At 56.1% G+C, this 24,678-nt stretch carries 26 protein-coding genes; 17 read left to right on the plus strand and 9 right to left on the minus strand.

Going from position 1 to position 24,678, the window contains the following annotated elements; translation table 11 throughout:
- Positions 1 to 36: 36 nt before the first annotated feature.
- Positions 37 to 1,704, minus strand: a complete 1,668-nt coding sequence (gene ettA / locus QEN43_RS16135; RefSeq protein ID WP_026609368.1) for an energy-dependent translational throttle protein EttA — start codon at positions 1,702 to 1,704, stop codon at positions 37 to 39.
- 92 nt (positions 1,705 to 1,796) lie between these two features.
- Here ettA and QEN43_RS16140 point away from each other — a divergent pair, with 92 nt between their 5' ends.
- Genes QEN43_RS16140 through infA form a run of 4 tightly spaced genes read left to right on the plus strand, consistent with a single transcriptional unit; the run spans position 1,797 to position 4,657 of the window.
- On the plus strand, positions 1,797 to 2,987 hold the full coding sequence (locus QEN43_RS16140) for a GNAT family N-acetyltransferase (protein WP_084161660.1): 1,191 nt from the start codon (positions 1,797 to 1,799) through the stop codon (positions 2,985 to 2,987).
- Positions 2,962 to 3,666: a leucyl/phenylalanyl-tRNA--protein transferase gene (gene aat, locus QEN43_RS16145; protein ID WP_026609369.1), complete on the plus strand. Its 705-nt coding sequence runs from the start codon at positions 2,962 to 2,964 to the stop codon at positions 3,664 to 3,666. Before QEN43_RS16140 ends, aat begins: the two co-directional genes overlap by 26 nt.
- Positions 3,663 to 4,388: an arginyltransferase gene (locus QEN43_RS16150; protein WP_026609370.1), complete on the plus strand. Its 726-nt coding sequence runs from the start codon at positions 3,663 to 3,665 to the stop codon at positions 4,386 to 4,388. The genes aat and QEN43_RS16150 overlap by 4 nt, the downstream gene beginning before the upstream one ends.
- A 50-nt stretch (positions 4,389 to 4,438) precedes the next feature.
- Positions 4,439 to 4,657 (plus strand): translation initiation factor IF-1, encoded by a 219-nt coding sequence (gene infA, locus QEN43_RS16155; protein WP_026609371.1) that lies wholly within the window; start codon positions 4,439 to 4,441, stop codon positions 4,655 to 4,657.
- Between the two features lie 4 nt (positions 4,658 to 4,661).
- Here the strand turns inward: infA and clpA are convergent, their stop codons facing one another.
- The 3 genes from clpA to QEN43_RS16170 all read right to left on the minus strand — a co-directional run bounded on the left by clpA (position 4,662) and on the right by QEN43_RS16170 (position 8,140).
- Complete coding sequence (gene clpA / locus QEN43_RS16160) at positions 4,662 to 6,929, minus strand: ATP-dependent Clp protease ATP-binding subunit ClpA (protein ID WP_026609372.1); 2,268 nt, start codon at positions 6,927 to 6,929, stop codon at positions 4,662 to 4,664.
- A gap of 15 nt (positions 6,930 to 6,944) precedes the next feature.
- The gene (clpS, locus tag QEN43_RS16165) at positions 6,945 to 7,265 is read right to left on the minus strand and encodes an ATP-dependent Clp protease adapter ClpS (RefSeq protein ID WP_026609373.1); all 321 of its coding nucleotides are present in this window, start codon (positions 7,263 to 7,265) and stop codon (positions 6,945 to 6,947) included.
- Positions 7,266 to 7,387: 122 nt separating this feature from the next.
- Positions 7,388 to 8,140, minus strand: a complete 753-nt coding sequence (locus tag QEN43_RS16170) for an elongation factor 1-alpha (protein WP_026609374.1) — start codon at positions 8,138 to 8,140, stop codon at positions 7,388 to 7,390.
- 200 nt (positions 8,141 to 8,340) lie between these two features.
- Between QEN43_RS16170 and QEN43_RS16175 the strand changes: the two genes are divergently transcribed.
- Genes QEN43_RS16175 through QEN43_RS16215 form a run of 9 tightly spaced genes read left to right on the plus strand, consistent with a single transcriptional unit; the run spans position 8,341 to position 16,454 of the window.
- Positions 8,341 to 8,775: an NUDIX hydrolase gene (locus QEN43_RS16175; RefSeq protein ID WP_317963402.1), complete on the plus strand. Its 435-nt coding sequence runs from the start codon at positions 8,341 to 8,343 to the stop codon at positions 8,773 to 8,775.
- Positions 8,775 to 9,896: a tRNA 2-thiouridine(34) synthase MnmA gene (gene mnmA / locus QEN43_RS16180; protein ID WP_051331458.1), complete on the plus strand. Its 1,122-nt coding sequence runs from the start codon at positions 8,775 to 8,777 to the stop codon at positions 9,894 to 9,896. Before QEN43_RS16175 ends, mnmA begins: the two co-directional genes overlap by 1 nt.
- Positions 9,897 to 9,943: 47 nt before the next feature.
- Entirely contained in the window at positions 9,944 to 11,305 is a 1,362-nt protein-coding gene (gene purB, locus QEN43_RS16185; RefSeq protein ID WP_026609376.1) for an adenylosuccinate lyase, read from the plus strand.
- Between the two features lie 14 nt (positions 11,306 to 11,319).
- Entirely contained in the window at positions 11,320 to 11,943 is a 624-nt protein-coding gene (gene lolA, locus QEN43_RS16190) for an outer membrane lipoprotein chaperone LolA (RefSeq protein WP_026609377.1), read from the plus strand.
- Entirely contained in the window at positions 11,940 to 13,253 is a 1,314-nt protein-coding gene (locus QEN43_RS16195) for a replication-associated recombination protein A (RefSeq protein WP_026609378.1), read from the plus strand. The genes lolA and QEN43_RS16195 overlap by 4 nt, the downstream gene beginning before the upstream one ends.
- A gap of 23 nt (positions 13,254 to 13,276) precedes the next feature.
- Positions 13,277 to 13,918 carry a PilZ domain-containing protein gene (locus tag QEN43_RS16200; protein ID WP_051331459.1) on the plus strand — a complete coding sequence of 214 codons (642 nt, stop codon included), beginning with the start codon at positions 13,277 to 13,279 and terminating at the stop codon, positions 13,916 to 13,918.
- Between the two features lie 25 nt (positions 13,919 to 13,943).
- Positions 13,944 to 14,933, plus strand: coding sequence for a biotin--[acetyl-CoA-carboxylase] ligase (locus tag QEN43_RS16205; protein WP_317963403.1), 990 nt, complete (start codon positions 13,944 to 13,946; stop codon positions 14,931 to 14,933).
- A gap of 13 nt (positions 14,934 to 14,946) precedes the next feature.
- Complete coding sequence (locus tag QEN43_RS16210; RefSeq protein WP_026609381.1) at positions 14,947 to 15,690, plus strand: type III pantothenate kinase; 744 nt, start codon at positions 14,947 to 14,949, stop codon at positions 15,688 to 15,690.
- Positions 15,687 to 16,454 carry an SPOR domain-containing protein gene (locus QEN43_RS16215; RefSeq protein WP_026609382.1) on the plus strand — a complete coding sequence of 256 codons (768 nt, stop codon included), beginning with the start codon at positions 15,687 to 15,689 and terminating at the stop codon, positions 16,452 to 16,454. Before QEN43_RS16210 ends, QEN43_RS16215 begins: the two co-directional genes overlap by 4 nt.
- 45 nt (positions 16,455 to 16,499) lie before the next feature.
- Here QEN43_RS16215 and QEN43_RS16220 read toward each other — a convergent pair whose 3' ends face one another.
- The 4 genes from QEN43_RS16220 to QEN43_RS16235 form a co-directional block, all read right to left on the minus strand.
- Positions 16,500 to 17,549 (minus strand): COX15/CtaA family protein, encoded by a 1,050-nt coding sequence (locus QEN43_RS16220; protein ID WP_084161671.1) that lies wholly within the window; start codon positions 17,547 to 17,549, stop codon positions 16,500 to 16,502.
- 69 nt (positions 17,550 to 17,618) lie between these two features.
- Positions 17,619 to 18,011, minus strand: a complete 393-nt coding sequence (locus tag QEN43_RS16225; RefSeq protein WP_026609384.1) for a hypothetical protein — start codon at positions 18,009 to 18,011, stop codon at positions 17,619 to 17,621.
- Between the two features lie 70 nt (positions 18,012 to 18,081).
- Complete coding sequence (locus QEN43_RS16230; protein ID WP_026609385.1) at positions 18,082 to 18,651, minus strand: CDP-alcohol phosphatidyltransferase family protein; 570 nt, start codon at positions 18,649 to 18,651, stop codon at positions 18,082 to 18,084.
- Entirely contained in the window at positions 18,648 to 19,631 is a 984-nt protein-coding gene (locus tag QEN43_RS16235) for a DUF2066 domain-containing protein (RefSeq protein WP_036267895.1), read from the minus strand. The genes QEN43_RS16230 and QEN43_RS16235 overlap by 4 nt, the downstream gene beginning before the upstream one ends.
- A gap of 220 nt (positions 19,632 to 19,851) precedes the next feature.
- Here QEN43_RS16235 and purM point away from each other — a divergent pair, with 220 nt between their 5' ends.
- The 3 genes from purM to QEN43_RS16250 all read left to right on the plus strand — a co-directional run bounded on the left by purM (position 19,852) and on the right by QEN43_RS16250 (position 22,097).
- Positions 19,852 to 20,895, plus strand: coding sequence for a phosphoribosylformylglycinamidine cyclo-ligase (purM, locus tag QEN43_RS16240; protein ID WP_026609387.1), 1,044 nt, complete (start codon positions 19,852 to 19,854; stop codon positions 20,893 to 20,895).
- 30 nt (positions 20,896 to 20,925) lie between these two features.
- Positions 20,926 to 21,651 carry a glycosyltransferase family 2 protein gene (locus QEN43_RS16245; RefSeq protein ID WP_026609388.1) on the plus strand — a complete coding sequence of 242 codons (726 nt, stop codon included), beginning with the start codon at positions 20,926 to 20,928 and terminating at the stop codon, positions 21,649 to 21,651.
- A 74-nt stretch (positions 21,652 to 21,725) separates the two neighbouring features.
- Positions 21,726 to 22,097, plus strand: coding sequence for a cupin domain-containing protein (locus QEN43_RS16250; RefSeq protein ID WP_026609389.1), 372 nt, complete (start codon positions 21,726 to 21,728; stop codon positions 22,095 to 22,097).
- Positions 22,098 to 22,149: 52 nt separating this feature from the next.
- Here QEN43_RS16250 and QEN43_RS16255 read toward each other — a convergent pair whose 3' ends face one another.
- Entirely contained in the window at positions 22,150 to 22,992 is an 843-nt protein-coding gene (locus QEN43_RS16255) for a DUF3530 family protein (protein WP_051331460.1), read from the minus strand.
- A 125-nt stretch (positions 22,993 to 23,117) separates the two neighbouring features.
- Here QEN43_RS16255 and QEN43_RS16260 point away from each other — a divergent pair, with 125 nt between their 5' ends.
- The gene (locus QEN43_RS16260; protein WP_026609391.1) at positions 23,118 to 24,578 is read left to right on the plus strand and encodes a hypothetical protein; all 1,461 of its coding nucleotides are present in this window, start codon (positions 23,118 to 23,120) and stop codon (positions 24,576 to 24,578) included.
- Positions 24,579 to 24,678 lie beyond the last annotated feature (100 nt).

The raw sequence follows: 24,678 nt of genomic DNA on the forward strand, positions 1-24,678 counted from the left end.
ACTTTTCATCAAAAAGAAGTGCGGTTGCGCTCAAAATCAGCGCGTCAAAGGTTTGAATCGGATTCGATGCGGATTTTCCGCTTCGTCGCCCAGTCGACGCTTACGATCGGCTTCGTAGTCCGCGTAGTTGCCTTCGAACCAAACCACCTTGCTCTCGCCTTCGAAGGCTAGGATATGGGTGGCAATGCGGTCGAGGAACCAGCGATCGTGCGAGATCACGACGGCACAGCCCGGGAATTCGAGCAGCGCTTCTTCGAGCGCCCGCAGTGTTTCCACATCCAGGTCGTTAGTCGGTTCGTCGAGCAACAGTACGTTGCCGCCGGCTTTAAGAAGCTTAGCCAAATGCACGCGGTTGCGCTCGCCCCCGGAGAGTTCGCCGATGCGTTTCTGCTGATCTGAGCCTTTGAAGTTGAAGCGGCCAACATAAGCGCGGGACGGTGTCTGATATTTGCCTACCGTCACCATGTCCAGGCCGTCGGAAATTTCCTCCCAAACCGTTTTCTTGTCATCCATGGCGTCACGGAACTGTTCGACATAGGCGAGCTGAACCGTAGGACCGATACGGATGCTGCCGGAATCGGGCGCCTCAATGCCGGCCATCATGCGGAACAGCGTGGTCTTGCCGGCACCATTAGGGCCGATCACGCCAACGATACCGCCCTGCGGGAGGCGAAAGCTTAAATCCTCGATTAGGAGCCGGTCGCCGAAACCCTTCGAAACGTTTTCGAACTCGATCACCAGTTCGCCCAGACGCGGTCCTGGGGGAATATAGATCTCGCGAGTCTCGTTGCGGGCCTGGTATTCGCTGGACGACAATTCCTCGAATCGCTGCAAGCGTGCCTTACTCTTGGCCTGTCGCCCCTTGGGATTGGCGCGTACCCATTCCAGCTCTTCTTTCATGGCTTTCTGGCGAGCAGTTTCCTGCTTCTCTTCCATCGCCAGCCGTTTTTCCTTTTGCTCTAGCCAGGAGGAGTAGTTCCCTTCCCAGGGGATGCCGTGGCCGCGGTCCAATTCGAGAATCCAGCCGGCGACATTGTCCAGGAAATAACGGTCGTGGGTGACAGCAACCACCGTACCTCGGAAGTCTTGGAGGAAACGTTCGAGCCAAGCGACCGATTCGGCGTCTAAATGGTTGGTGGGTTCGTCCAGGAGCAGCATGTCGGGATTCGACAACAGCAACCGGCATAAGGCGACGCGGCGTCGCTCGCCGCCGGAGAGCTTGGTGACGTCGGCGTCCCAGTCGGGAAGCCGCAGGGCGTCGGCGGCGATTTCCAATTTGCGATCGAGATCCCAGGCACCCGCGGCCTCGATCTTGTCCTGGAGTTCGGCTTGTTCGGCGAGCAATTTGTCGAAATCGGCATCGGGATCCGCAAAAGCACTGCTGACCTCGTTGAAGCGGTCGATCAGCGCCTTGATTTCAGCCACGCCGTCCTCAACGTTTCCTCGGACGGTCTTGGTCGGATCGAGTTGAGGCTCCTGCGGCAGGTAGCCGATTTTGATTCCCGGCTGCGGACGGGCTTCACCGTCGTATTCTTTGTCGACACCGGCCATGATGCGGAGCAGAGTGGATTTGCCGGAACCGTTCAGGCCGAGTACGCCGATTTTCGCGCCGGGAAAGAAGGAAAGCGAGATGTCGCGCAAAATCTCTCGTTTGGGCGGCACGATCTTGCTCACCCGGTTCATCGTGAAAATGTACTGAGCCATTTTGACAGCAATCTGTTGGCAGAAAAACGTTATTATTTCATGGTTTGGTGAATCGATCACGGCATGCCGCTATTCGGCAGTTGAGGAGTGAAATGACTGCCCAAGACCAGAAAATTTCGGCGGGTTTGAGCTCGCGCATTGTCCGCCGTATCAGCGCGGTCGATCCTGATGCTTGGAACGCATTGACCGGAGGCGCTTATCCCTTCTTGCGGCATGAATTCTTATTCGCGTTGGAAGAATACGGATGCCTGGGCAGGCATGTCGGCTGGATTCCCTATCATTTGCTCATCGAGGATGCGGAGCACGGTCTGATGGCGGCCCTGCCGATGTACCTCAAACTCAATTCATTCGGCGAGTTCGTTTTCGATTGGGCTTGGGCGGACGCCTATGAACGAGCCGGCATGAACTATTATCCGAAGCTGGTCGTGGCTTCGCCGTTCACTCCCGCAACCGGACCACGCCTTCTTATCCGGCCCGAGCATTATTCGGAACAGTTGGCGGAAGCTGTGGTCGAGTTGGCGATCAGGGCTGCACAGGATGCGGGCGTTTCTTCGCTGCACTGGTTGTTCACGCAGGACCGGGTGTTGCTGCAGGCGCCGCAGGTATTGAAGCGACTCGGCTGTCAGTTTCACTGGTACAACCGGGGGTACCGGGACTTCGATGATTTTTTGTCGGAATTTACCGCCAAGCGACGTAAAGAGGTAAAAAGGGAGCGCCGACGGGTCCGCGAGGCCTCGGTAGAGTTGCGAAGAATCCGGGGCGACGCAGTGCAGCCGGAGATTTGGCATACGGTGTATCGGCTCTACCGGTCGACCTTTGCGAAGCACGGCAATTATCCGGCGCTGACGGCCAAGTTTTTCGAGGCCATCGCGGCGACGATGGGCGAGCAAATCCTGCTGGTTTTAGCCGTGCGGCGCGGACACATCGTCGGAGCGGCCTATTTTCTCGTCGGCCGCGATGCCTTGTACGGTCGATATTGGGGTTGTACGGAGGAGATACCCGCGCTCCACTTCGAGGCATGCTATTACCAGGGCATCGAATATTGCATCGAAGCAGGTCTCCCTAAATTCGAGCCCGGTGCTCAGGGTGAACACAAAGTTAGTCGGGGGTTCTTGCCGACAGATACCTGGTCTGCCCACTGGCTGGCCGAGGCGGCATTTCGTGACCCGATCGCACATTTTTTGGATCGTGAACAGCGCTCGGTGCGTGCCTATATGTCGGAACTGAATGCTCACTCGCCTTTCAAAGGCTTTGACCATGCTGACCGTTCTGAATCCTTTTGACCGTAACGAACCTTTTCCGCCGGTGGAAAAGGCTTTGGATGAACCGAACGGACTCCTGGCCGTGGGCGGATGTCTCTCCGCTCGACGGTTGGTGAACGCTTATCGGAACGGGATTTTTCCTTGGTTCAGCAAAGACGAACCGATACTCTGGTGGTCGCCGGATCCCCGGCTCGTCTTGCGCCCCGAAGGTATCAAGATTTCCCGGAGTCTTGGCAAGCGGCTCAGGCGAGGAGAATTTCAGTTCAGTTTCGACGTCTGTTTCGACCGCGTTATAGAGGCCTGTGCAGAGCCGCGGGACAATGCGATCGGAACCTGGATCACCGAGGACATGAAACGGGCATATTCGAATCTCTTTGATCTGGGTTTGGCCCACTCCTTCGAAGCATGGCAAGGCGACACGCTTGTCGGCGGACTTTACGGCGTTTCCGTCGGACGCGTGTTTTTCGGAGAATCCATGTTTCATCGCGTCACCGATGCGTCCAAGGCGGCGTTCGCTTTTGCGTGCAACTGTTTGAAGGAATGGGGGTATGTCCTGATCGACTGTCAGGTCTATACTCGGCATTTAGCGAGTTTGGGAGCTGAAGAGATACCCCGTGCCGAGTTCGTGAAATTGCTGCGAATCTACTGCGACCAGCCGGTTTCGAGCGAGGCTTGGAAATCGAGGGGCGGAGCATCATGACATCGATACCGCTTTATATCAGCTACGAACACGACTGCGATTATCTGCCGGGACGGCGGGCGCAGATGGCGTATGTCTCGCCGCGAGAGAGATTGGATGTCGGTATTTTTTCCTGGCTCGCAACCCGAGGTTTCCGGCGAAGCGGCGACATGGTTTACCGGCCGCACTGTCCAAGTTGTTCAGCCTGCATCCCGGTGCGGATACCGGTCGCACAATTTCGGCCAAATCGGGGACAGCGACGGATTCAGCGGATGAATTCGGATCTGAAGGTCGTGCGGAAACCGGCTCGTTTCGAAGAAGCTCATTACCGACTTTTCATACGTTATCTCAGGGCGCGCCACTCGGATGGTCATATGGCCGAGTCTTCGCCAGGTGACTACATCCGTTTTCTCGCTTGCGGCTGGGCGGAGACCGGTTTTTACGAGTTCAGATTGGGCGATCGGTTACTGGCAGTAGCCGTTACCGACCATTTAATCGATGGGCTGTCGGCGGTTTATACGTTCTACGATCCCGAGTTGCCCGAACGGAGCCTTGGAACCAACGCGATTCTCTGGCAAACAGCCGAGGCCAGACGTCGCGGATTGGATTGGCTGTACCTCGGGTTCTGGATATCGGATTGCCGAAAAATGAGTTACAAGAGCGCGTTTCGCCCGCTGGAGGCGCTGGTCGGCGAAAACTGGGTACTATTGGGGAAAGGCGAGAATATCGTGCCAGAAACTTAATGTGATATTATTCACCCTTTACCATTTGAGTGCATTTCTGAGAGAGGTTTATGTCGAAAGAAGATCACATCGAAATGGAAGGCAAAGTGATCGAAACTTTGCCTAATACGACTTTTCGCGTCCAATTGGATAACGGCCATATCATTACGGCGCACATTTCCGGAAAAATGCGTAAACATTACATCCGCATTCTTACGGGCGACCGTGTAAAAGTGGAAATGACGCCGTACGATTTAACCAAAGGACGGATCACCTTTCGTCAGCGGTAAGCTCTCAGACCGCTGCCGTTTCTTGCACGCTTTCGATGGTGAACGACAGTTGACCATCTGCCACGCCGATTCTCACTATTCCGCCTTCGCTCAGCTTGCCGAATAGGATTTCTTCGGCCAGGGGCTTTTTGATATTTTCCTGAATGACCCGGGCCATCGGTCTCGCTCCCATAGACGGATCGAAACCGTGTTCGGCCAGCCACTCGCGCGCATCGGGCTCCAGGACCAGAGAAACCCGCTTTTCGGCCAGCTGCGATTCCAGTTCGAACATGAACTTGTCGACGACCTGGCCAATGGTCTCCAGGCTAAGCGGCTTGAACTGGATAATGGCATCCAGCCGGTTGCGGAACTCGGGCGAAAACATCCGCTCGATGACCTTCATACTGTCGGTGGAGTGATCCTGCTGGGTGAAACCGATCGATGGACGGCCTCCTTCGGCGGCCCCGGCATTGGTCGTCATGATCAGGATGATATTCCGGAAATCGGCCTTGCGTCCATTGTTGTCGGTCAAAGTGCCGTGATCCATGACCTGCAGCAACAGGTTGAACACGTCGCTATGCGCTTTCTCGATCTCGTCAAGCAGGAGTACGGCATGAGGATGCTTGTTGACCTCGTCAGTCAGCAGACCTCCCTGATCAAAACCGACATAACCGGGTGGTGCCCCGATCAAGCGGGAAACGGTATGCCGTTCCATGTATTCGGACATATCGAAGCGGATGAGCTCGATGCCCAGTACCTTGGCCAACTGACGGGTGACCTCCGTTTTTCCGACACCGGTTGGACCTGCGAACAGGAAGCAGCCTATGGGTTTTTGCGCTTCACGAAGTCCCGCGCGCGACAGCTTGATCGCGGAGGCCAGAGTCGAAATGGCTTCGTCCTGACCGAACACCAGCATCTTTAGGTTCTTTTCGAGGTCCCGCAGTTTGTCTTTGTCGTTGGTGGAGACGGTTTTCGGCGGGATGCGCGCGATTTTCGAGACGATATCCTCAATCTCCAAAGTGCCGATCAGCTTCTTTCGACGCGACACCGGCAACAGGCGCTGACTGGCTCCGGCCTCGTCGATCACGTCGATCGCCTTGTCCGGAAGATGACGGTCGGTAATGTAACGATCGGACAATTCCGCTGCCGTGCGGAGCGCCGCCAACGAATATTTCACGTCGTGGTGCTTTTCGAACCGGGACTTGAGTCCGCGCAGAATATGATAGGTCTCGTCGACCGTAGGCTCATGGATGTCGATTTTCTGAAAACGGCGGGCCAAAGCTCGGTCTTTTTCGAAAATACCGCGATATTCCTGGTAGGTGGTGGACCCTATGCAGCGCAGTTCACCTGAGGCCAACACCGGCTTAATCAGGTTCGACGCGTCCATCACGCCGCCCGATGCCGATCCGGCTCCAATAATGGTGTGGATCTCGTCGATGAATAGAATCGAGTTAGGCTCTTTCTTGAGCTGAGCGAGCAGTGCTTTGAGACGCTTCTCGAAATCGCCGCGGTATTTGGTTCCGGCGACCAAAGAGCCGAGATCCAACGCGTAAATCGTGCTGTCCGCCAGGATTTCCGGCACTTCGTTGTCGACGATCTTCTTGGCCAGCCCCTCAGCGATCGCGGTCTTACCGACGCCGGCCTCGCCGACTAGCAAAGGATTGTTCTTGCGACGCCGGCACAGGACCTGAATGGTACGTTCGATTTCACCCTTGCGTCCGATCAGCGGGTCGATTTTGCCACGTTTTGCCAACTCGTTGAGGTTGGTGGCGAATTTCTCTAGCGGATTGGCGGTGGCGCCGTCACCGTCGTCGCCATCCGACGCGGTGCTGCCTTTCGGGGTGGTGTCCGAATCTTCGCGAACTTTCGAAATACCGTGGGAAATGTAGTTGACGACGTCTAGGCGGGTCACGTCTTGCTTGTTGAGCAGATAGACCGCTTGGGAGTCCTGCTCGCTGAAAATAGCGACCAGGATGTTGGCGCCGGTGACCTCTTTCTTGCCCGAAGACTGCACGTGGAACGCCGCCCTCTGGAGCACCCTCTGAAAACCTAGTGTCGGCTGAGTTTCCCGTTTTACTCCCGGCGGAATTAATGGAGTCGTTTCGTCCAGGAATTCGGTGAGTTCCCTTCTCAATTGATCGATGTTCGCGCCGCAGGCTCGAAGCACTTCAACCGCAATCGAGTTGTCGAGCATCGCGAGCAAAAGATGCTCCACGGTAATGAACTCGTGCCTTTTTTCGTAGGCCGACCGGAATGCCACATTTAATGAATATTCGAGTTCTTTGCTTAACATAGAATCAGGGCCTGTTCAGGCTTCCTCCATCGTGCAAAGCAGAGGATGCTGGTGCTGCCGAGAATAATCGTTCACCAACTGGACCTTGGTTTCTGCAACGTCTTTCGAAAAGACGCCGCAAACGCCGATGCCCCGTGTGTGAACGTGAAGCATAATCTGGGTAGCTTTTTCCTCGCTCATGCCGAAGAACGTTTTCAATACCAAAACGACGAAATCCATCGGAGTGAAGTCGTCGTTCAACAGAATCACTTTATAAAGCGGTGGCCGTTTGAGTTTTGGCTTCGCTTCCTGTACCGCAACATCATCTGTGAGTTTGTAGTCAGGATGTTGTGCCATTTTTCGCCCTTGAACTGCAACAATGTCTAGACCAAGGCTACTATAGCATTTGCGCGCTTCCTTGTATTAGACCGTTCCCAGTTGAATGATTTCCCCCATCCAGCGGCTTGCCGAGCTTGGTTTCACGATCGCGTCAAAGCGTTACGCCGATCCGGAAACGGGAGCTTTTTGGGGAGTATCCACATCTCGTACATTGAGACGACCCACATGAATACAAATGCCATGGCTAATCCCGCGCCGCCTAGCACGACTAGAAGCGCGAAATTCGGGTTCAATTTAGTCAGCCACCAGGATGTGATGTCAAGCAGTAAGAAAGCGTAAGGCATGATGATCGCAGCGCTTTTCAGCTTCACGGGAACGCCAGTGGACAGGCCGAATATGAGCCCCACGAACATGAAAATGAAGGAAATGCCGAATAAATGGATGTGCGACACGCGTGTCAAAGACTGGAAGGTCGCTCCTTCATCCGATGCAGTTCGTGCCTTGATATTCTCGAACTGCGTGAAATCGGGAATTCCGCTGGCTTCTGCGTTGTGGCAACTGATGCAACGCTGTTCGAAAATCGGTTTGATGTCTTTCTCGTACGACTTCTCGCTGGCGCCGTCGCGCACCCATTGGATGATCTTGAAGCGCTCCTCGTCCGGGGCCATGGGTTTCATGGAGCCGTTCAGCTGGCTTTCCAGGACAGAGCCGGACCGGTTGCCGTAATAGCTGTACACGATATCTTCGATGGAAAGACCAAACTTACCATCCGCCATGCCGTGGGTGAACAGGATTTGAACCATCGCAACGGCATAGCCGATTGCGATGACCGTCAAATAACCGGAAAATAACAGCTTTATCGGTAATCCTAGACTGCTCAGGTTTAACGGCATTATTCAGCTCCGGCCGGTAGGGGGAAATTGCAGGTCTGTCCTGGCCGGCTCACCGGCACCGACACACCTCGTACTTTAGTTTTTTAGTTCTGCTAGCCGGTTTTCTTTTAGCATACGCGAACAGGCTAAGCAATTTGAGCCTCAGTTAAAAGTTCATGCACCAGCTCGAAACGGAATCCAGCGGGAATGAGAGACCGAGAGTGACCGTCGCGGCTATCGTCCAAAGGGGTGGGCGGTTTCTGGTCGTCGAGGAACGAATCGACGACGGCGAGCCAGTGATCAATCAGCCCGCCGGCCATGTCGAAGGCGGAGAGAGTATCATCTCGGCCGTTATCCGCGAGACTTTGGAAGAGACGGGGTGGCGCTTTCGTCCCGAGGCACTGGTTGGTGTGTATTTGTGGCGTCGGTCGGAGCGTGATGGGGGATTCCTCAGGATCGGGATTGCCGGCTCGGTTGATGACCACGACCCGAACCGTCCCCTGGATGATGGGATCGTGCGGACGTTGTGGTTGGGCCGGGAGGAACTTTTAAGCGAGAACGTACGTCTTCGAAGTCCTTTGGTGATGCAATGCATCGACGATTACCTGAAGGGAGAACGCTATCCGTTGTCGGTGCTTAAGTCTTTGTTGAGCTGATGTCACAAAAGATCGTTGTTGGTATGTCGGGCGGAGTGGATTCCTCCGTCACGGCTTTGCTACTCAAGGAACAGGGTTACGATGTTGTCGGGCTTTTCATGAAGAATTGGGAAGAAGACGACGACACCGGTCTTTGTACCGCGCCTCAAGATTTCGCCGATGCGAAAAGTGTTTGCGACAAGCTGGGCATACCGCTGCACGCCGTCAACTTCGCCGCCGAGTATTGGGACGAGGTGTTCGAAGTCTTTCTGAGTGAGTATCGTGCCGGCCGCACGCCCAATCCGGATATCCTCTGCAATCAGCAGATCAAGTTCAAAGCCTTTATGGATTATGCGGCGGATCTTGGAGCCGAAATGATCGCGACGGGGCATTACGCACGGGTTAGCCAGCGAGACGGCAGATATGCACTATTGAAAGGAGTCGATCAGCAGAAGGATCAAAGCTATTTTATTTACACCCTCGGGCAGTCGCAGCTCAAGCGCGTGTTGTTTCCGATCGGGCACATGGAAAAGTCCGAAGTCAGGAAGCTTGCCGAGCGGGCGGGATTATCGACCTATCAAAAGAAAGACAGCACCGGTATCTGTTTCATCGGCGAGCGCCGTTTCAAGGAATTCCTGCAGCGGTTTTTACCGGCTCAACCGGGCGAGATTCGTACGCCTGACGGCAAGGTCATCGGACGGCACGACGGTTTGATGTATTACACACTGGGACAGCGCCAGGGGCTCGGCATCGGTGGCGTGAAAGGTGCGCCGGAAGAGCCTTGGTACGTATTGGCCAAGGATTTAGAGCGTAACGTTTTGATCGTCGGCCAGGGGCACGACCACCCGATGTTGTTCCATACTGGCCTTGAAGCGGGAAGCGTGAGCTGGGTGGACGGGAAGTCTCCTGAGGGCCCGGTCCACTGCTCGGCGAAAATTCGATACCGTCAGCCGGATCAGGTTTGCACCGTCGAGGCTATCGACGAGCAGCGGGTCCGTGTCGCCTTCGAGCGACCACAGCGCGCCATAACCCCGGGTCAGTCGGTGGTGTTTTATCGAGGCGAGGAGTGCTTGGGTGGCGGGATCATCGAGCGGGCGCTGGATGCCGCGCCGACTTCGATCTCGACACGGGCTGTGGCCTGAATTTCGCTTCCTCATTGCCAAGAATTACCAGAACCAAGGTTTTTTGAATGACGTCTCTCACCTGCCTTTCCCCCATTGACGGGCGCTATGCCGACAAATCGGATGCGCTGCGTCCGATCCTCAGCGAATACGGACTTATTCGTTTCCGCGTGCTGGTTGAAGTCCGATGGCTTAAAGCCTTGGCGGAAGAGCCCGCGATTGGCGAGGTGCCGGCGCTGAGTGCGAGCGCCAAGGATCGCCTGGAGGCCATCGTGAACGGGTTTTCGCTCGAGGATGCGGGGCGGGTGAAGGAGATCGAAAGGACGACCAACCACGATGTCAAGGCGGTGGAATATTTCCTCAAGGAAAAGATCGCCGATCACGCGGAATTGGCTCGAGTGAGCGAATTCATCCACTTCGCCTGCACATCGGAAGACATCAACAACCTCGCCTACGCCCTGATGCTGAAAGAGGCACGGGATAGCGTTCTGCTGCCAGAGATGCGGCGATTGGTCGGCGCGATCAAAGAAAAAGCGGTTGCCTATGCCGGTCAGCCTATGCTGTCTCGTACCCATGGACAGTCGGCCACGCCTACGACCATGGGCAAGGAGTTCGCCAATGTGTCGGCTCGCCTCGAAAGACAGCTGAAGCAATTGGAGTCGATCGAGCTGTTGGGCAAGATCAACGGTGCGGTCGGCAATTACAATGCCCACCGGGTCGCCTATCCCGAGGTCGATTGGCCAACGTTTTGCCGCAATTTCGTGACGTCCCTGGGATTGACATTCAACCCTTATACCACCCAGATCGAGCCGCACGATTATCTGGCGGAGTTCTTCCACGCCCTGTCGCGCTTCAATACCGTGCTGATCGATTTCGACCGAGACATATGGGGCTATGTGTCGCTGGGCTATTTCCGGCAGAAGACCGTGGAAGGCGAAGTCGGTTCATCGACCATGCCGCACAAGGTGAATCCCATTGATTTCGAGAATTCGGAAGGCAATTTGGGCGTGGCCAATGCGGTGTTCGGTCACCTCGCCGAAAAATTACCGGTTTCCCGCTGGCAGAGGGATTTGACCGATTCCACCGTGTTGCGGAACATCGGGGTAGGGATCGCCCACACCTTGATCGCTGTGCAAGCGACGCTCAAAGGGCTCGGGAAGCTTGAAATCGATGCGGCTGCCTTGGAAGCGGATCTCGCTGCCAATCTGGAAGTGTTGGCCGAGCCGATCCAGACCGTCATGCGCCGTTACGGCATCGATAAACCTTACGAAAAGCTGAAGGATTTGACCCGCGGCAAGCGTGTTGAACCGGAGGCGCTCTCCGAATTCATTCTGGGACTCGATATTCCGCAAGACGCGAAGCGGCGCTTGTTGGCGCTGACACCCCGCGACTACACCGGTTATGCGGAAATCTTGGCCAAGAACGCTTGAACGATAAACAGACGATGATAAAAAAAGCCTTATTCCTTCTTCTGGTCGCTCTGCCGGTATTTGCAGCCGCGGCGGAAGTGGCGCCTGTCCAGCGTTTGCGGGATTTTCTGGCGAGGGCAAACACCCTGCAAGCGGAATTTTCGCAGGTGATCATCGATGAAGCCGGCAATCCCGGGCAACGCACTAGCGGCGTGTTTTATCTTCAACGTCCCGGCAAATTCCGTTGGGATTACAAGAAGCCTTACAGCCAGGAAATCGTTTCAAGCGGCCAGAAGGTGTGGTTCTACGATGTCGATCTCGAGCAGGTCACAGCCAAGCGCCTGGATGAGGCGATCGGGTCCACGCCGGCTTTGCTTCTGAGCGGCGAAGTCGCCTTGGAAAACAATTTCAAGATCGAAAATCAAGGAAGCGACGAAGGTTTGTTCTGGATCAAGCTGGTCCCGAAGTCCGAGGACAGCGGATTCAAGTATGTCCTAATCGGCTTGGACGACAACACGCTGGCGGGCATGGAACTTGGCGACAATTTCGGCCAAGTCACCCGCATTTATTTCAGTAACGTCAAGACGGGAGTCAAGCTGGATCGCAACCTGTTCGAGTTCCGTCCTCCTCCGGGAGTCGACGTTTTCGAGGAAAGATGAGCACGGATTTCCAGAGACCCTTGGCTGACAGGATGCGGCCACGCTGCCTTGACGAATACGTCGGCCAGCGGCATTTGATATCGCCCGGGAAGCCGCTCTATGAAGCGATCAAGGCGGGCAAGTTACGTTCAATGATTTTCTGGGGGCCGCCCGGCACCGGCAAGACGACCTTGGCGCGTATCGTCGCCCGGCATGCCGACGCCGAATTTCTGCCGATTTCGGCGGTACTGGCGGGCGTCAAGGAAATTCGGGAGGCGGTGGCGGAAGCCAAGCGGCTTTTGGCAGAACACAATCGACGTACTATTTTGTTTGTGGATGAGGTGCATCGCTTCAATAAATCCCAACAGGATGCGTTTCTGCCTCATGTGGAAGACGGTACCGTCTATTTCATCGGCGCTACCACCGAAAATCCTTCTTTCGAGCTTAACAACGCCTTGTTGTCGCGTGCTCGCGTCTACTTGTTGAAGCCTTTATCCGAAGACGATTTGCTCGAGCTTATCGAGCGTGCGCTGTCGGATTCTGAGCGCGGAGTCGGTCGGCCCGATCTCGTATTTCCGGACGAGCTGCGTGGTTGGTACGCCAGGGCGGCCGACGGCGATGCGAGAAAGGTTCTGAGCCTTTTGGAGATCACTCTCGATCTGCTGGAGGCTGGGCAGAACGAAGTCACCCCGGACATCGCCCGGGAAGTGCTCGCCGGTGGTGGGGTCAGGCGATTCGATAAGCAGGGCGAGGATTTTTATAACCAGATTTCGGCGCTGCACAAATCGGTGCGGGGCAGCGCCCCAGATGCGGCTTTGTACTGGCTGTGCCGCATGTTGGATGGCGGTTGCGACCCACTTTATCTCGCACGCCGCATCGTTCGTATCGCGAGTGAGGACATCGGCAATGCCGATCCTCGCGCACTGGAACTGGCGTTGAACGCCTGGGATGCTCAGGAGCGGCTTGGGAGCCCGGAAGGCGAGTTAGCCTTGGCCCAAGCTGTGCTGTATCTCGCTTGTGCCCCCAAGAGCAATGCGGTATACACCGCTTATAACGCGGCGCGCGCCGACGCTTCCAAGACCGGCAGTTTGGAAGTGCCGATGCATCTTCGCAATGCTCCCACGCGGTTGATGAAGGAACTCGATTACGGCAAGCATTACCGCTACGCTCACGATGAACCTGAAGCGTATGTAGCGGGGGAGAACTATTTCCCTGACGGCTTTCAGCCTCGCTCGTATTACAAGCCGGTTCCGCGAGGGCTGGAAATCAAGATTGCGGAAAAATTGGAACGGCTAAAAGTCTTGGATGACGCAGCTCGGAACAAGACATAGCGACTACCAATCGGATGAGTTTTATGAGCGACGACCAAGCGGGTCATGAAACTGGGAATGGGATAGGACCGGTGACCGGCAGGGAAGTGGAGAAAGAGCGCAGGCGATATTTTCGGATAGAAGACGAGATCATCCTTTTTTTCAGGGAAATTGCGCCTGACGAGATTCCCGACAATCGAAGTCCGCGGGAGTTTCCCTCGGATGCTTTCGCGCTTTCCGCCAGTTTGGACTTACTGACCCAAGAATCCCGTAAGCTACTGCGTAAGATTGAGCGGGATTCGCCCGAGGTTAGCGACTTCCTGAAAGTCATGGAGCGCAAAATCGATCTCATCGCTCGGGCTTTTCTGAACTACGAAGCCAATTTGCCAGAACAATGCCCCCAGCGCGTGAGCCTCAGCGCGTCCGGTTTGTCATTCGACGTAGACAAGCCGTGTGCCGCTGGTAAAGTGTTGGAGATCAAGATGGTCTTGCAGCCGGAATTCGTCGGGCTGACCGCTTACGGTCGTGTCGTTTATTGCCAGAAGAATGCTCCCAATTCCGAGTTGCCTTACCAGATTTCAGTAGATTTCGTTGGATTGCGCGATAGCGATCGGGAGTTGCTGATTCGGCACGTCGTCAGACGGCAGTTGCAACAGCTTAGAAATAAGAAGCAGCCGCCGGAATAAGCGCTTTTCTGCGTTTTATCCCTTCATGCAATACGATGAGCTGACCAAGACCCTGCTTCATGTGTTGTCCGACAATGGCTTTCACTCGGGAACGGAGCTGGCGGGCCGTCTTGGTATCAGTAGGACGGCCGTGTGGAAAGCTGTGCGTGCCTTGGAGCTCCGCGGAATCGAAATCGCCGCCTTGCCGGGCAGAGGGTACCGGGTAGTGCAGCCCCTGGAGCTGCTCAACGAAACAGCCATTCGTGCCGCTCTGAAACCCGAGGTCGCGTGCCTGCTTAGCGCGCTACACGTTTACGACGAACTCGACTCGACCAACACGCATTTGATGCGCCTGGCCGCAGAAAGAGCCCCTTCGGGCGTGGTTTGCCTCGCTGAAACGCAAACGGCCGGTAAGGGACGAATTGGTCGCACTTGGCTTTCGCCCCTGGGAGCCAACGTTTATCTCTCGGTCCTGTGGCGTTACGACGATCACGCTTTGATAGCCGGTCTTAGCTTAGCCGTCGGCGTGGCGGTGATTCGGGCACTGGAAAAATGCGGTGTCGTCGGAGTCGGACTCAAATGGCCAAACGATCTTTTGTGGGAAGGCCGCAAGCTAGGGGGAATCCTGCTGGAGGCGAGCGGGGAGGCCCATGGTGGATGTGCGGTGGTCGTGGGCTTGGGGATAAACCGCTATATACCCTCCGCCGTGGGGCGCGAGATCGATCAGGCATGGGTCGATCTCTCTACCGTGGCGGGAGAATCCGCCCCGTCGAGGAACCGCCTGATCGCCTCGATTCTGAACGAATTGCTGCCATTATTGAACGATTACCAGCATACCGGGCTCCGGCATTATCTTCCGGAGTGGCGCCGCTATCATCATCTGAACGGCCGCGAGGTGATCGTCCGCCAAGGCGACATTGAAACCGTCGGCACGGTCGCGGATATTACCGAAGAAGGACTGCTCGTCCTAACGTGCAAGGACGGAAAACGCCGAGAGTTCGCATCCGGCGATGTGCAGCTCCGCGTCGTTGGGTAAGGAAGGGAGCGGGATGTCGCTTCTGGTCGATATCGGCAACAGCCGTGTGAAGTGGGGTATCGTGCAGGACGATCGAATCGTTTCGGGGCAGCCATTTCCTTCGGCTGCCGAATCGCTGGAAAAATCGCTGAGTCACTACTGGCTTTCTCTTCCAGTCCCTCATCGCATATACGCCTGCAATGTCGCTGGCAGCAACGCAGAGCAGATCATTACTGCCTGGACGCAACGATACTGGGGGAATGCACCCCATTTCGTCAGGTCGGCGGAGCGGAGTTATGGCGTCTTAAACGGTTACGAAGAACCGGAAAAATTGGGTGTTGATCGCTGGGTCAGCCTAATCGCCTTAAGAATGCTCGCTAGGGGACCCGCATGCGTGGTCGACTGTGGAACCGCTTTGACGTTCGATGTGCTTGACGCGGACGGCAGGCATCTCGGCGGTCTTATCGCCCCCGGTCTCGCAATGATGAAACAGTCGCTGGTGCGGGATACGAAAGGCATCCGCGATATCGACTGCAGCGATTCCCGTTTTTTTGGGCGGAACACGGCGGCCGCTGTGAAGGGCGGTGTGCTGGCGGCCTGTACGGGATTGATCGAGAGATCCGTCCGAGAGGCCGCGAAAGAATTGGGACAGATGCCCGAGCTGGTGCTGACCGGCGGCGATGCGAACGAGGTGGCCGACACACTCGAAGCGCCGTGTACGGTTGTTCCGGATCTGATTCTGCGGGGACTGCTCCGCATCGCGAGAAGCGTTTCATGAAATACACGTTTTACGGTCTAATTCTGGTGAACATCGTGTTCTTCCTATGGGAGAGCAACATACTCGGGCGAGGTAGCCATAGCGATGCGCCTTATCGGGAGTTGCAGCTACCCCGCACCGTGGAGCAAATCGTGTTGCTCAGGGAACGCAAAGACTTGCCCGAAAAAAACGCTGACGTGGATCTGGCTGAGGTATCCGCGACCGCAGCGAAATCGGAGCAGGCCAAAGAGATAGCGCAGTCCTTAAAAGAGATTGCTCCGATGGATGCGCCGTCTGTCCCGATGCTGGCAACAGTGCCGAACTGTTTTCAATGGGGGCCTGTCACTGATGAAACGCGGGCGCGCGGGATTTTGGAGCAGGTGAAAGTTCGCTCCAATGAGGCCAGCCTCGTCAAGAAACCTTCGGCGCTGACCGATGGCTGGTGGGTGCTGTTTCCCAAAGCTCACGATATGGACACTGCCAACTCGAATCGGAAGATGCTACTCGAGAAAGGGGTAACCGATCTGTGGTTGTTCGACAAAGGCCCTTTACAAGGGGCAATATCCCTTGGTCTTTTCAAGACCCGGGTCCGAGCAGAACAGGCGCAGAAAAAATTTACCGATCAAGGCATCATCACCGAGGTCGTGCCCCGTCAAGTACCAAGAGACGCCTATTGGGTGCGAATTCCCTGGACTGGCCCAACAACGGATTTGGACGAACTTTTGAAGGCAACAGCGCGACAAAGTGCGACCGGGATGTCCGCATCGCTCATTCCCTGTGATTGATCACTTCGATCAAATCGGCCCGGGGCTTTCAGCCCCGAACGGATGTCAGCCCATGCGCGCCACGCCCGTGATCGTCGGACGTTCCGAATACCGCAAGGCGATAAACAGGAAAAACTGCGCGCCGAAGATCAGGTTGGCCAGGACGAGATGGATCGGCTGGACGAACGCGGGAAATCCGAGACGGTCCAGGGTCACCCCGGTGCCTATAGCGGCCACCACCAAAGCACCTAGCCCGATGGCGAAACTGCGGAGCAGGTGCCGACGGTGCAGGCGCTGCACTAGATGCCAGACCAGCCACAGGTTCGTAAAGAGAATGACAGCGGAAAACGAACGGTGGATATAGAAAATGGTTGGAAACTCTTCTCGCCAAAGGTGGCGTTCGGCTTGATTGAAAGTCGAGGCGATGATGTCCACCGATTCCCGAATCTGGGTTCCCATCATGATTTGTAGCAGCGTCATCCCCATGGCTGCCGCCAGGACGGTTTTAAATTTGGGTGATAGGGCGCCGCTATCTAATCGGCATAGTGTGTCCTGCTGCGATCTCGCGATCGTGTAGATCAGCAGGCAAACGATCACAAAGGCCATGACCATATGGGCGGTGATCATGATAGGCCGCAAATTGCTGGCGACCACCGCGGAGCCCAGCCAGCCCTGGAAACCTACCAGCAGGAATACGAGTAAGGCCAGGAAAAAGACGGTACGGTCTCGTTTTAGATACGGGACCGAATAGAGCAGAGTCAGCAGAACGAGTACCCCGATACTCACGCCGACCAAGCGGTTCACATATTCGGTCCAGGTCTTGACCGGATTGAACTCCGTGTCTGCATAACCTCGTTCGGCATAAATTTCATGGTAGTTCGGCGGCAACTGGGATTCATCGGTCGGCGGGATCCAGCGGCCAAAGCACGTCGGCCAGTCAGGGCAGCCCATTCCGGCGCCCGAGGCGCGAACGATACCGCCGACCAAGATCAGAAAATAAACTGCGGCGATCGTGATCAGGCCGATCCGGCGGAACCGCCTGGAAATCGCTGCATCGGATGGGTTGGAGGGAAAAGCGTGTTGAGGCTCAAAGGCGGAAGAGACCGTATCGTTCATGGCTGATATTTCGACGAACTAGGAACGTAGAATTTTGCAAGATGGCCTGCGGCTAGCCGTTAACCGCGTCTAACGAGCCGGCATGACCGAAAAGGATTCTGAGATGCTGAAGCTGCGGCTGCGAGTACTCTCGGAAAGGTCCTGATAATACAGCCGAACGCGATAATTTCCGACCGGCAACCGGCCGATCCGATAACTCTGGTAAAGCCCGGCGCCAGGGAGACCCTGCCCGTGCGGCTGATAGGTATAAAAGCATTGCCCGTAATGACTGACGACGACTTCGATTTCGTTGCCCTTCATTCGGGCATCGACGCGGCTGTCGTGGCAACCCCGCCGCGGGAAATAAATCAGGATTTCTTCATTGTCGCGAGGGGTGTTCGGTTCGATAAAAATCGTCTCACCCGGCGTTCCGCCAGGCACCCAGTGGTATCCCTGGGCACTGGCCAAGAGAGGCGGAAACATCAGGAGAAGCGCTGAAGTATGTCGGCGAATGCGGGATAACCGTACTGACCGAGACCTGGAAAAACGGCCTTCAGTCATTGCGCATACCCGCAACTCGGGTTTCGCGGTAATAACTGCTTCCCCAGATATACACATACAACGCGCCGCTGGCCAGGGTGGTTACAAACACGACCGCGATCAGTCCTGTGATGAGGCCGGCGGGCAACGGCACGAAGCCATTGTGCAGGAGTACGATAAACACCAGAAAAAGCTGAAGCAGAGTATTCACTTTGCTGATTAGAAGCGGCTGCCCTTCGAACGGCCTCAGCAAGAAATAATACAGCACCGCGCCTGTGAATATCACCACATCGCGGAGCACCACAGTCGCCGAGAGCCAAAACGGGAGCAACCCCATGGAGCTCAGCACAATGTAGGACGAAACTAGCAGTAGCTTGTCGGCCAATGGATCGATATAGGAGCCGAGACGGGATTGCCAATGAAAATGCTTGGCCAGGAAACCGTCCAGGGCATCTGATACACCCGCGACCACGAATAGCGTCAGCGCCCAATCGAAGCGCTTTTGCAGAATCGAGGCGACGACCGGGTAGACGAGTAGGATTCGGCAAACCGAGATGATGTTGGGTATGTGACGTGCTTTCATTCGGCCAATTGGTAGGTTAGCCCGGAAAAATGCCGGTCTTCGTTGGCGACTGGTCTCAACACGCGCCCTAAAGCCAGGGCCTCTTCCAACGACTTTCTGTCACCGAGCACGGAAAGCTTGAAAAGGGCATGGTCGGCGTCCACTCCCAGCCATTCCAATTTTTCGACCTGTGACAAGCGGCTCAGATAGGTCGTTGCCCTATCGATCGCATCGAGAGACGAAAGGCCCACGATTTTTAGCTCCAGGGTCGTTTCTTGCGTCGTGCGCGGAATGAATCGTTCGGCCAAGCGCGTGTAGACACCGGACGTGGCCGATTGAAATGCTCCTGAGAGATCGGAGAAGTTCCCTTGCCATGTCTCATCCGTATTTTGCAGGTAAAGCCGCCAGGTTGCATCCCAAGTGCCCTCTGGCTTATGTGACAGGCGTCCGGCCAGGACCACATCGGTCTCGTAGCGGGCGGACGCTTGCCGGATCCTTTCCCCGTTCCCGGTTGCCAAATCATCGAGACTCAGACTCTGTTGGTCGGTTAAATCCCACAAAGGCAACGTCACTGGAACGCCGCTTTCCTCTGCGGCGGCTCGAAGAGCCTGGTCGATTTCGGGCATCTGGTCGGCCACGAACATCGATTCTTGCGCATTATCCTCAATCGAAAGCCACACCAGCACTTCGGGGCGCTGCTCTCCCCAAGAGCTGATATTCGCTCCGCGCAAGGTCTTCTTGATACGGGGAGGATCGAAGTCCACGCTCAGATAATTAAGCGGCGCACCGCCGGTCGCCTTGGTGATGTATTCGTACTGCAGAACGAACTGATCGGGCTTTTCCAGCATGGCGCGTATCGCTTTGGACTGCATGGCATCGGTCCTGACCAATCTCCTGAGGACCATCTCGAGAGCTCTGCGGATGTCTTCGTTGCGCGTCGATTCATCCTTGCTCTGTACGGCGACGTCCATTCGATACAATCCTTTTATTTCCGCGGCCATAAGGCGCGGGCAAAGCGCTATGAACCACAAACTGACGAGGGCGACGAGGCGCACGAGGATCCTCCCGCAGGTTGTCGTAGAGCGTTGTACAATATCACAATCCTTTTAAGCAGCTAAAACCCTCGATGTCCGTTCGTCTACGCGAGATTCTGGTCGAATCGGCATCGGTTTCCGGCTTGTTAGAGTCCATTTTTCCGAATTGATTTCCCGGAGATTCAGCTTGACCGATTCCAAATCCGTACCCCTCGATTATAAAAGCGCTGGTGTCGATATCGAGGCCGGCAGTGCGCTCGTAGAACGGATCAAACCCGTTGCCGCAAAGACGCGTATTCCCGGCGTGCTGGGCGGACTCGGCGGATTCGGCTCGCTGTTTGAGCTTCCCGTGGGTCGTTATAAGCAGCCGGTTTTGGTCGCCGGCACCGATGGGGTAGGCACCAAGCTGAGGTTGGCTATCGATACCGGTCGTCACGGCGGCGTCGGCATCGACCTGGTTGCGATGTGCGTCAACGATATCGTTGTACAGGGCGCCGAACCGCTGTTCTTTCTTGATTATTACGCCACGGGCAAGCTGAATGTTGACGTCGCCGCCTCGGTCATCGAGGGCATAAGCAAGGGGTGCGAGTTGGCAGGCTGTGCGCTGGTGGGTGGCGAAACAGCGGAAATGCCCGGCATGTATGGCGCGGGCGATTACGATCTGGCCGGCTTTTGCGTGGGGATCGTGGAAAAAGAGGAGTTACTTGACGGGAGTCGGGTTCGTCCAGGCGACAAACTGCTCGGTCTCGCATCCTCCGGTCCGCACTCGAACGGCTATTCCCTGATCCGCAAGATCGTCGAGCGCGAGGGCTGCAGCCTAACCGAATCGTTGGAAAGCAAATCTCTGGCCGATTGGCTGCTGGAGCCGACCCGAATTTATGTTAAGCCGCTGCTTCAACTGATGCGCCAGGTCAAGATTCATGCCTTGGCCCACATCACCGGCGGCGGCATCACGGAAAATCTGCCACGGGTCCTGCCGAACGGGTTGGAGGCGGTGGTCGATCCGAACGCATGGCCGAGCCCGGCCGTGTTCCGTTGGCTCCAGGAAAAAGGCGGGGTAGATGATAGCGAAATGCTGCGTACCTTCAATTGCGGTATCGGAATGATCGTATGCGTCGCACCGGAAGACGAAGCGAACGCACGCGCGGTGCTGACCGCCGCCGGGGAGACCGTGTACGGGATCGGCGAGATTGCAACGGCCGAGGGCTTGCCCAGGGTCAAGTACGTCTAGGCGTAATACTCGTCTTTGGTTTGAGGCGTTATGGAGCTTAGTGTCGTCGTGCCGGTTCACAACGAAGAAGACAATGTCGCACCGCTAATTGCGGAGATTGAGCGGGTTTTGGTCGACGCGGGAGATTACGAAATGGTTTTCGTCGACGACGGAAGTACCGATCGTACCTTGGACCGACTCGATGGTTTACGGGCGCGATACCCGCGGCTCCGTGTCTTGCGCCACCGGCGCTGCTGCGGTCAAAGCACAGCGTTGTTGACAGGCGTTCGCGTGGCTCGAGGACGAATCATCGCGACCCTCGATGGCGACGGGCAGAATAATCCTGCCGATATTCCCAAGTTGGTCGCCGCTCTCAAGACTTTAGAGGAAGGAGGGACGAAAGGGATGGTGGCCGGATTTCGTAAACGTCGCAAGGACACCGTTTGGCGGCGCTTTTCCTCCCGGGTCGCCAATATCGTGCGCGGTTCGCTGCTCGGCGACAACACACCGGACACGGGATGCGGTCTCAAGGTTTTCTCGCGCGAGTTGTTTCTTTCCCTGCCGTACTTCGACCATATGCACCGATTCCTACCCGCGTTGGTTCAGAGGGCCGGCGGAAAGGTAGTGTCGGTGGAGGTCGACCATAGGCCGCGGATGCGCGGAGTCTCCAAGTACGGGACCTGGCAGCGGCTTTGGGTGGGGATCGTCGACCTGTTCGGGGTTATGTGGTTGCAAAGGCGCGCACAAATTCCCGAGGTGGAGGAAATCGCCGGATGATCGGCGTCTTTATCCGCCGCGCGAGATGGCGTAAGTTTTTAACTTTAACCGGTACAAGAACAAAGGAAAATAATATGCGACCGAATTCTCTTCTGCTCGTAACTGCCGCTTTTTTCATGGGGGCCGGAGTAATCCGAGCCGAAGAAGCGACGATGCCGCCCCGCCAAATGCTTTTGGAGAAAGCCGTCGAGCTGCCGACGAACAAGGTTAACGCGCGGGTAGTGCGCGTCATTTTTCCGGAAGGATACAAAACGCCTCTGCATACACATGAAGGGCCAGGTCCTCGTTATGTCGTGAAAGGCAAGGTAAAAATCGAGGAAGGCGGTCAGGTGCGGGAATACGGCCCCGGAGAAGTCTTTTGGGAAACTGGCCAGTGGATGACGGCCGAAAACGTCGGGCAGGGCGAAGCCGAACTCATCATCATGGAGTTGGCGGCTCCGAAGTGAGCCCGATCCACCTATGGGATCGGAACAGCCCGATGAGTAAGGGGCGGCACCATCACTCTTGTTTGTTCCCACTAGGCGTCCGGGTTTCAGCAGGCGTTGCCGTGATCGAAACGGCACTTGCTTGCAAGTGACTCAGCCAGCCATGAATCCGGTTGAGGAGAAAGTCTTCGCTATCCTGCCACCCGCGGTGAGGCTCGTTCAGAACCAACAACTGGTAAGATGGGTTGGCTTTCATGACCGTGCGCTTGCGAGATGCCTCGTCGTTGACGGAGACCGATATTCGCCGGCTTAGAATTTCCAATATCGGCAGACTGATGGCGCGCAGACTGCCGGCGGAGATGGGTGGCACGTCGAGTTCCCCTACGGGTGCCGGATCGATCAGCACGGCACCCTTGACGCTGTTGTCGGGGGCGTCGGCGAGATAGCGGAGTGTTCCCCATGCCCCGGTATCGTGAGCTAGCAAGGCGATAGTTCCGATGTTTTTCTCCTTCAAGTAGGTGATGCCGGACTGCAGCCTCACGATCGCTTCCGGAACGAGATCGGCTTGCCCCTGTAAATCGTCAGGAACCGCGATGGGCATAGCCAAAGATAAAGTGTTCCAGCCATGTTCAGGCAACCCCCGCCGAAGCGGACGAATCAGATCGGCCGCATCCTGGTTTGAATCTCTCCCGTGCAGCAGGACGACGGCGCCGCGCACGTTCTTCGATACCGCCTCCCGATACAATCCCTGGAATTCGAGACCGGACGCTTGTAGCCGCACGACTTCACCCGGGCTTGTACGAGCGTCGATGTCTTGGGTGATCTGAAGTTCGCGGTACCCATCCGTTGCCCATAGCTCGCCGCTCGCGAGCCAGGCCAAAAGGCCGATGCCCAGAACGGGCTTAAAAGACGCCATTTTGTTCACAAATCGTTTCCTTGAAAAAAGCAAACACAGATGGGGTCGCAGCGGTCCAGCAATTTCGATTGGTGTACACTGGCCGGACCCGAACAACCCTCGTTATGCATACCGGAGCGTTACTCATGGAAACACTTGCCGAAACCATAGACGGTCTTCCCAATATCTCGGGGTCGGAATTTTTGATCGAACAGGTGATTCGAAATCGGCCCGACCCGATCTTCAAGGATTCTAGCCGGATCGATTTCGGCCGCATCAAGAGCGCGGCCGCGATCGCGCTGCATATGCATCAGCCTTTGATTCCCGCGGGTGGCAGCGACCTGCCGACCGCCAAGATCATCAGCAATCTCAAGTACATGATGGAGAACCAGCATATCGGGGACAACCATAATGCTCCGGTTTTCCACTGGTGCTACAAGCGCATGGGCGAATTCGTGCCGCAGCTGATACATGAGGGCAAGGAACCGAGGGTCATGCTGGAATACTCGGGAACCCTGTTCTACGGCCTTCGTGAGATGGGGCTGCACGATGTGTTCGATAATCTCAAGACCATCACCTTGAATCCGGATTACCGCCGTGCCGTCGAGTGGCTAGGCGCGCCCTGGGGCCACGCAGTGGCCCCGTCGACGCCAGCCCAGGATTACCGCCTGCACGTCAAAGCCTGGCAGCACCATTTCGCTGCCATCTTCGGCGTCGAAGCCTTGGAGCGGGTGAGGGGATTTTCGCCGTCCGAGATGGCTCTGCCGAATCACCCGGATGTCGCTTACGAATTTGTGAAGACGCTTCGGGATTGCGGCTATACCTGGGTTCTAGTGCAGGAGCATACGGTCGAGCGGCCCGAAAACGGCTGGGGGCCGGAACACAAGCATTTGCCGCATCGGCTAGTGTGCACCAATTCGGAGGGCGAGAGCGTCAGCATCATCGCGATCATCAAGACCCAGGGCAGTGATACCAAGCTGGTGGCTCAGATGCAGCCCTATTACGAGGCCAGAAGCCTGTCTCGCTGGGAGTTGGCGGGGAAATCGGTTCCACCGCTGGTCACGCAAATCGCCGACGGCGAAAACGGCGGAGTGATGATGAACGAATTTCCGCCGAAATTCATGGAGGTAGTCCGCGAGGCCAGCGGTTCGGAAACGCCTCTCATGAACGTCACCGAATACCTCGAGTTTCTGGCTGACATGGGAATTGGAGAAAGTGATTTTCCTGTGATCCAGCCTTTGTTCCAAAAAAAGATTTGGGATCGTTTCAAACCCGGTGACGGCGCCGAAAAGCTGGAAAAGGTCATCGAAGAAATCAAGAAAGAAGATCACCGGTTCCACATGGAAGGCGGAAGTTGGACCAGCGATATCTCCTGGGTGAAGGGTTATGAAGATGTACTGGGCCCTATGGAAGAAGCGAGCTCGCTATTTTACGAAAAGGTCCTGAAAAGAGGCGTGCCGACCGACGATCCGCGCAATCGGAATGCGCTATTCCATTTGATGACGGCACAAACCAGTTGTTACCGATATTGGGGGCAGGGTTTGTGGACCGATTACGGGAAGGAGATTTGCCGACGCGCGAAAGAGATCATCAACAACGATTTCTGATGGCTTTTTGGATATCCCGCTCGTCGAACGCCAAGACGCCCGCAACGTGGCAGGCGCTATGGCGGACGGGAATGACAGGGCTTTACGCGTTTTCCTTCTT

The organism is Methylocaldum szegediense, from assembly GCF_949769195.1.
Lineage (GTDB): Bacteria > Pseudomonadota > Gammaproteobacteria > Methylococcales > Methylococcaceae > Methylocaldum > Methylocaldum szegediense.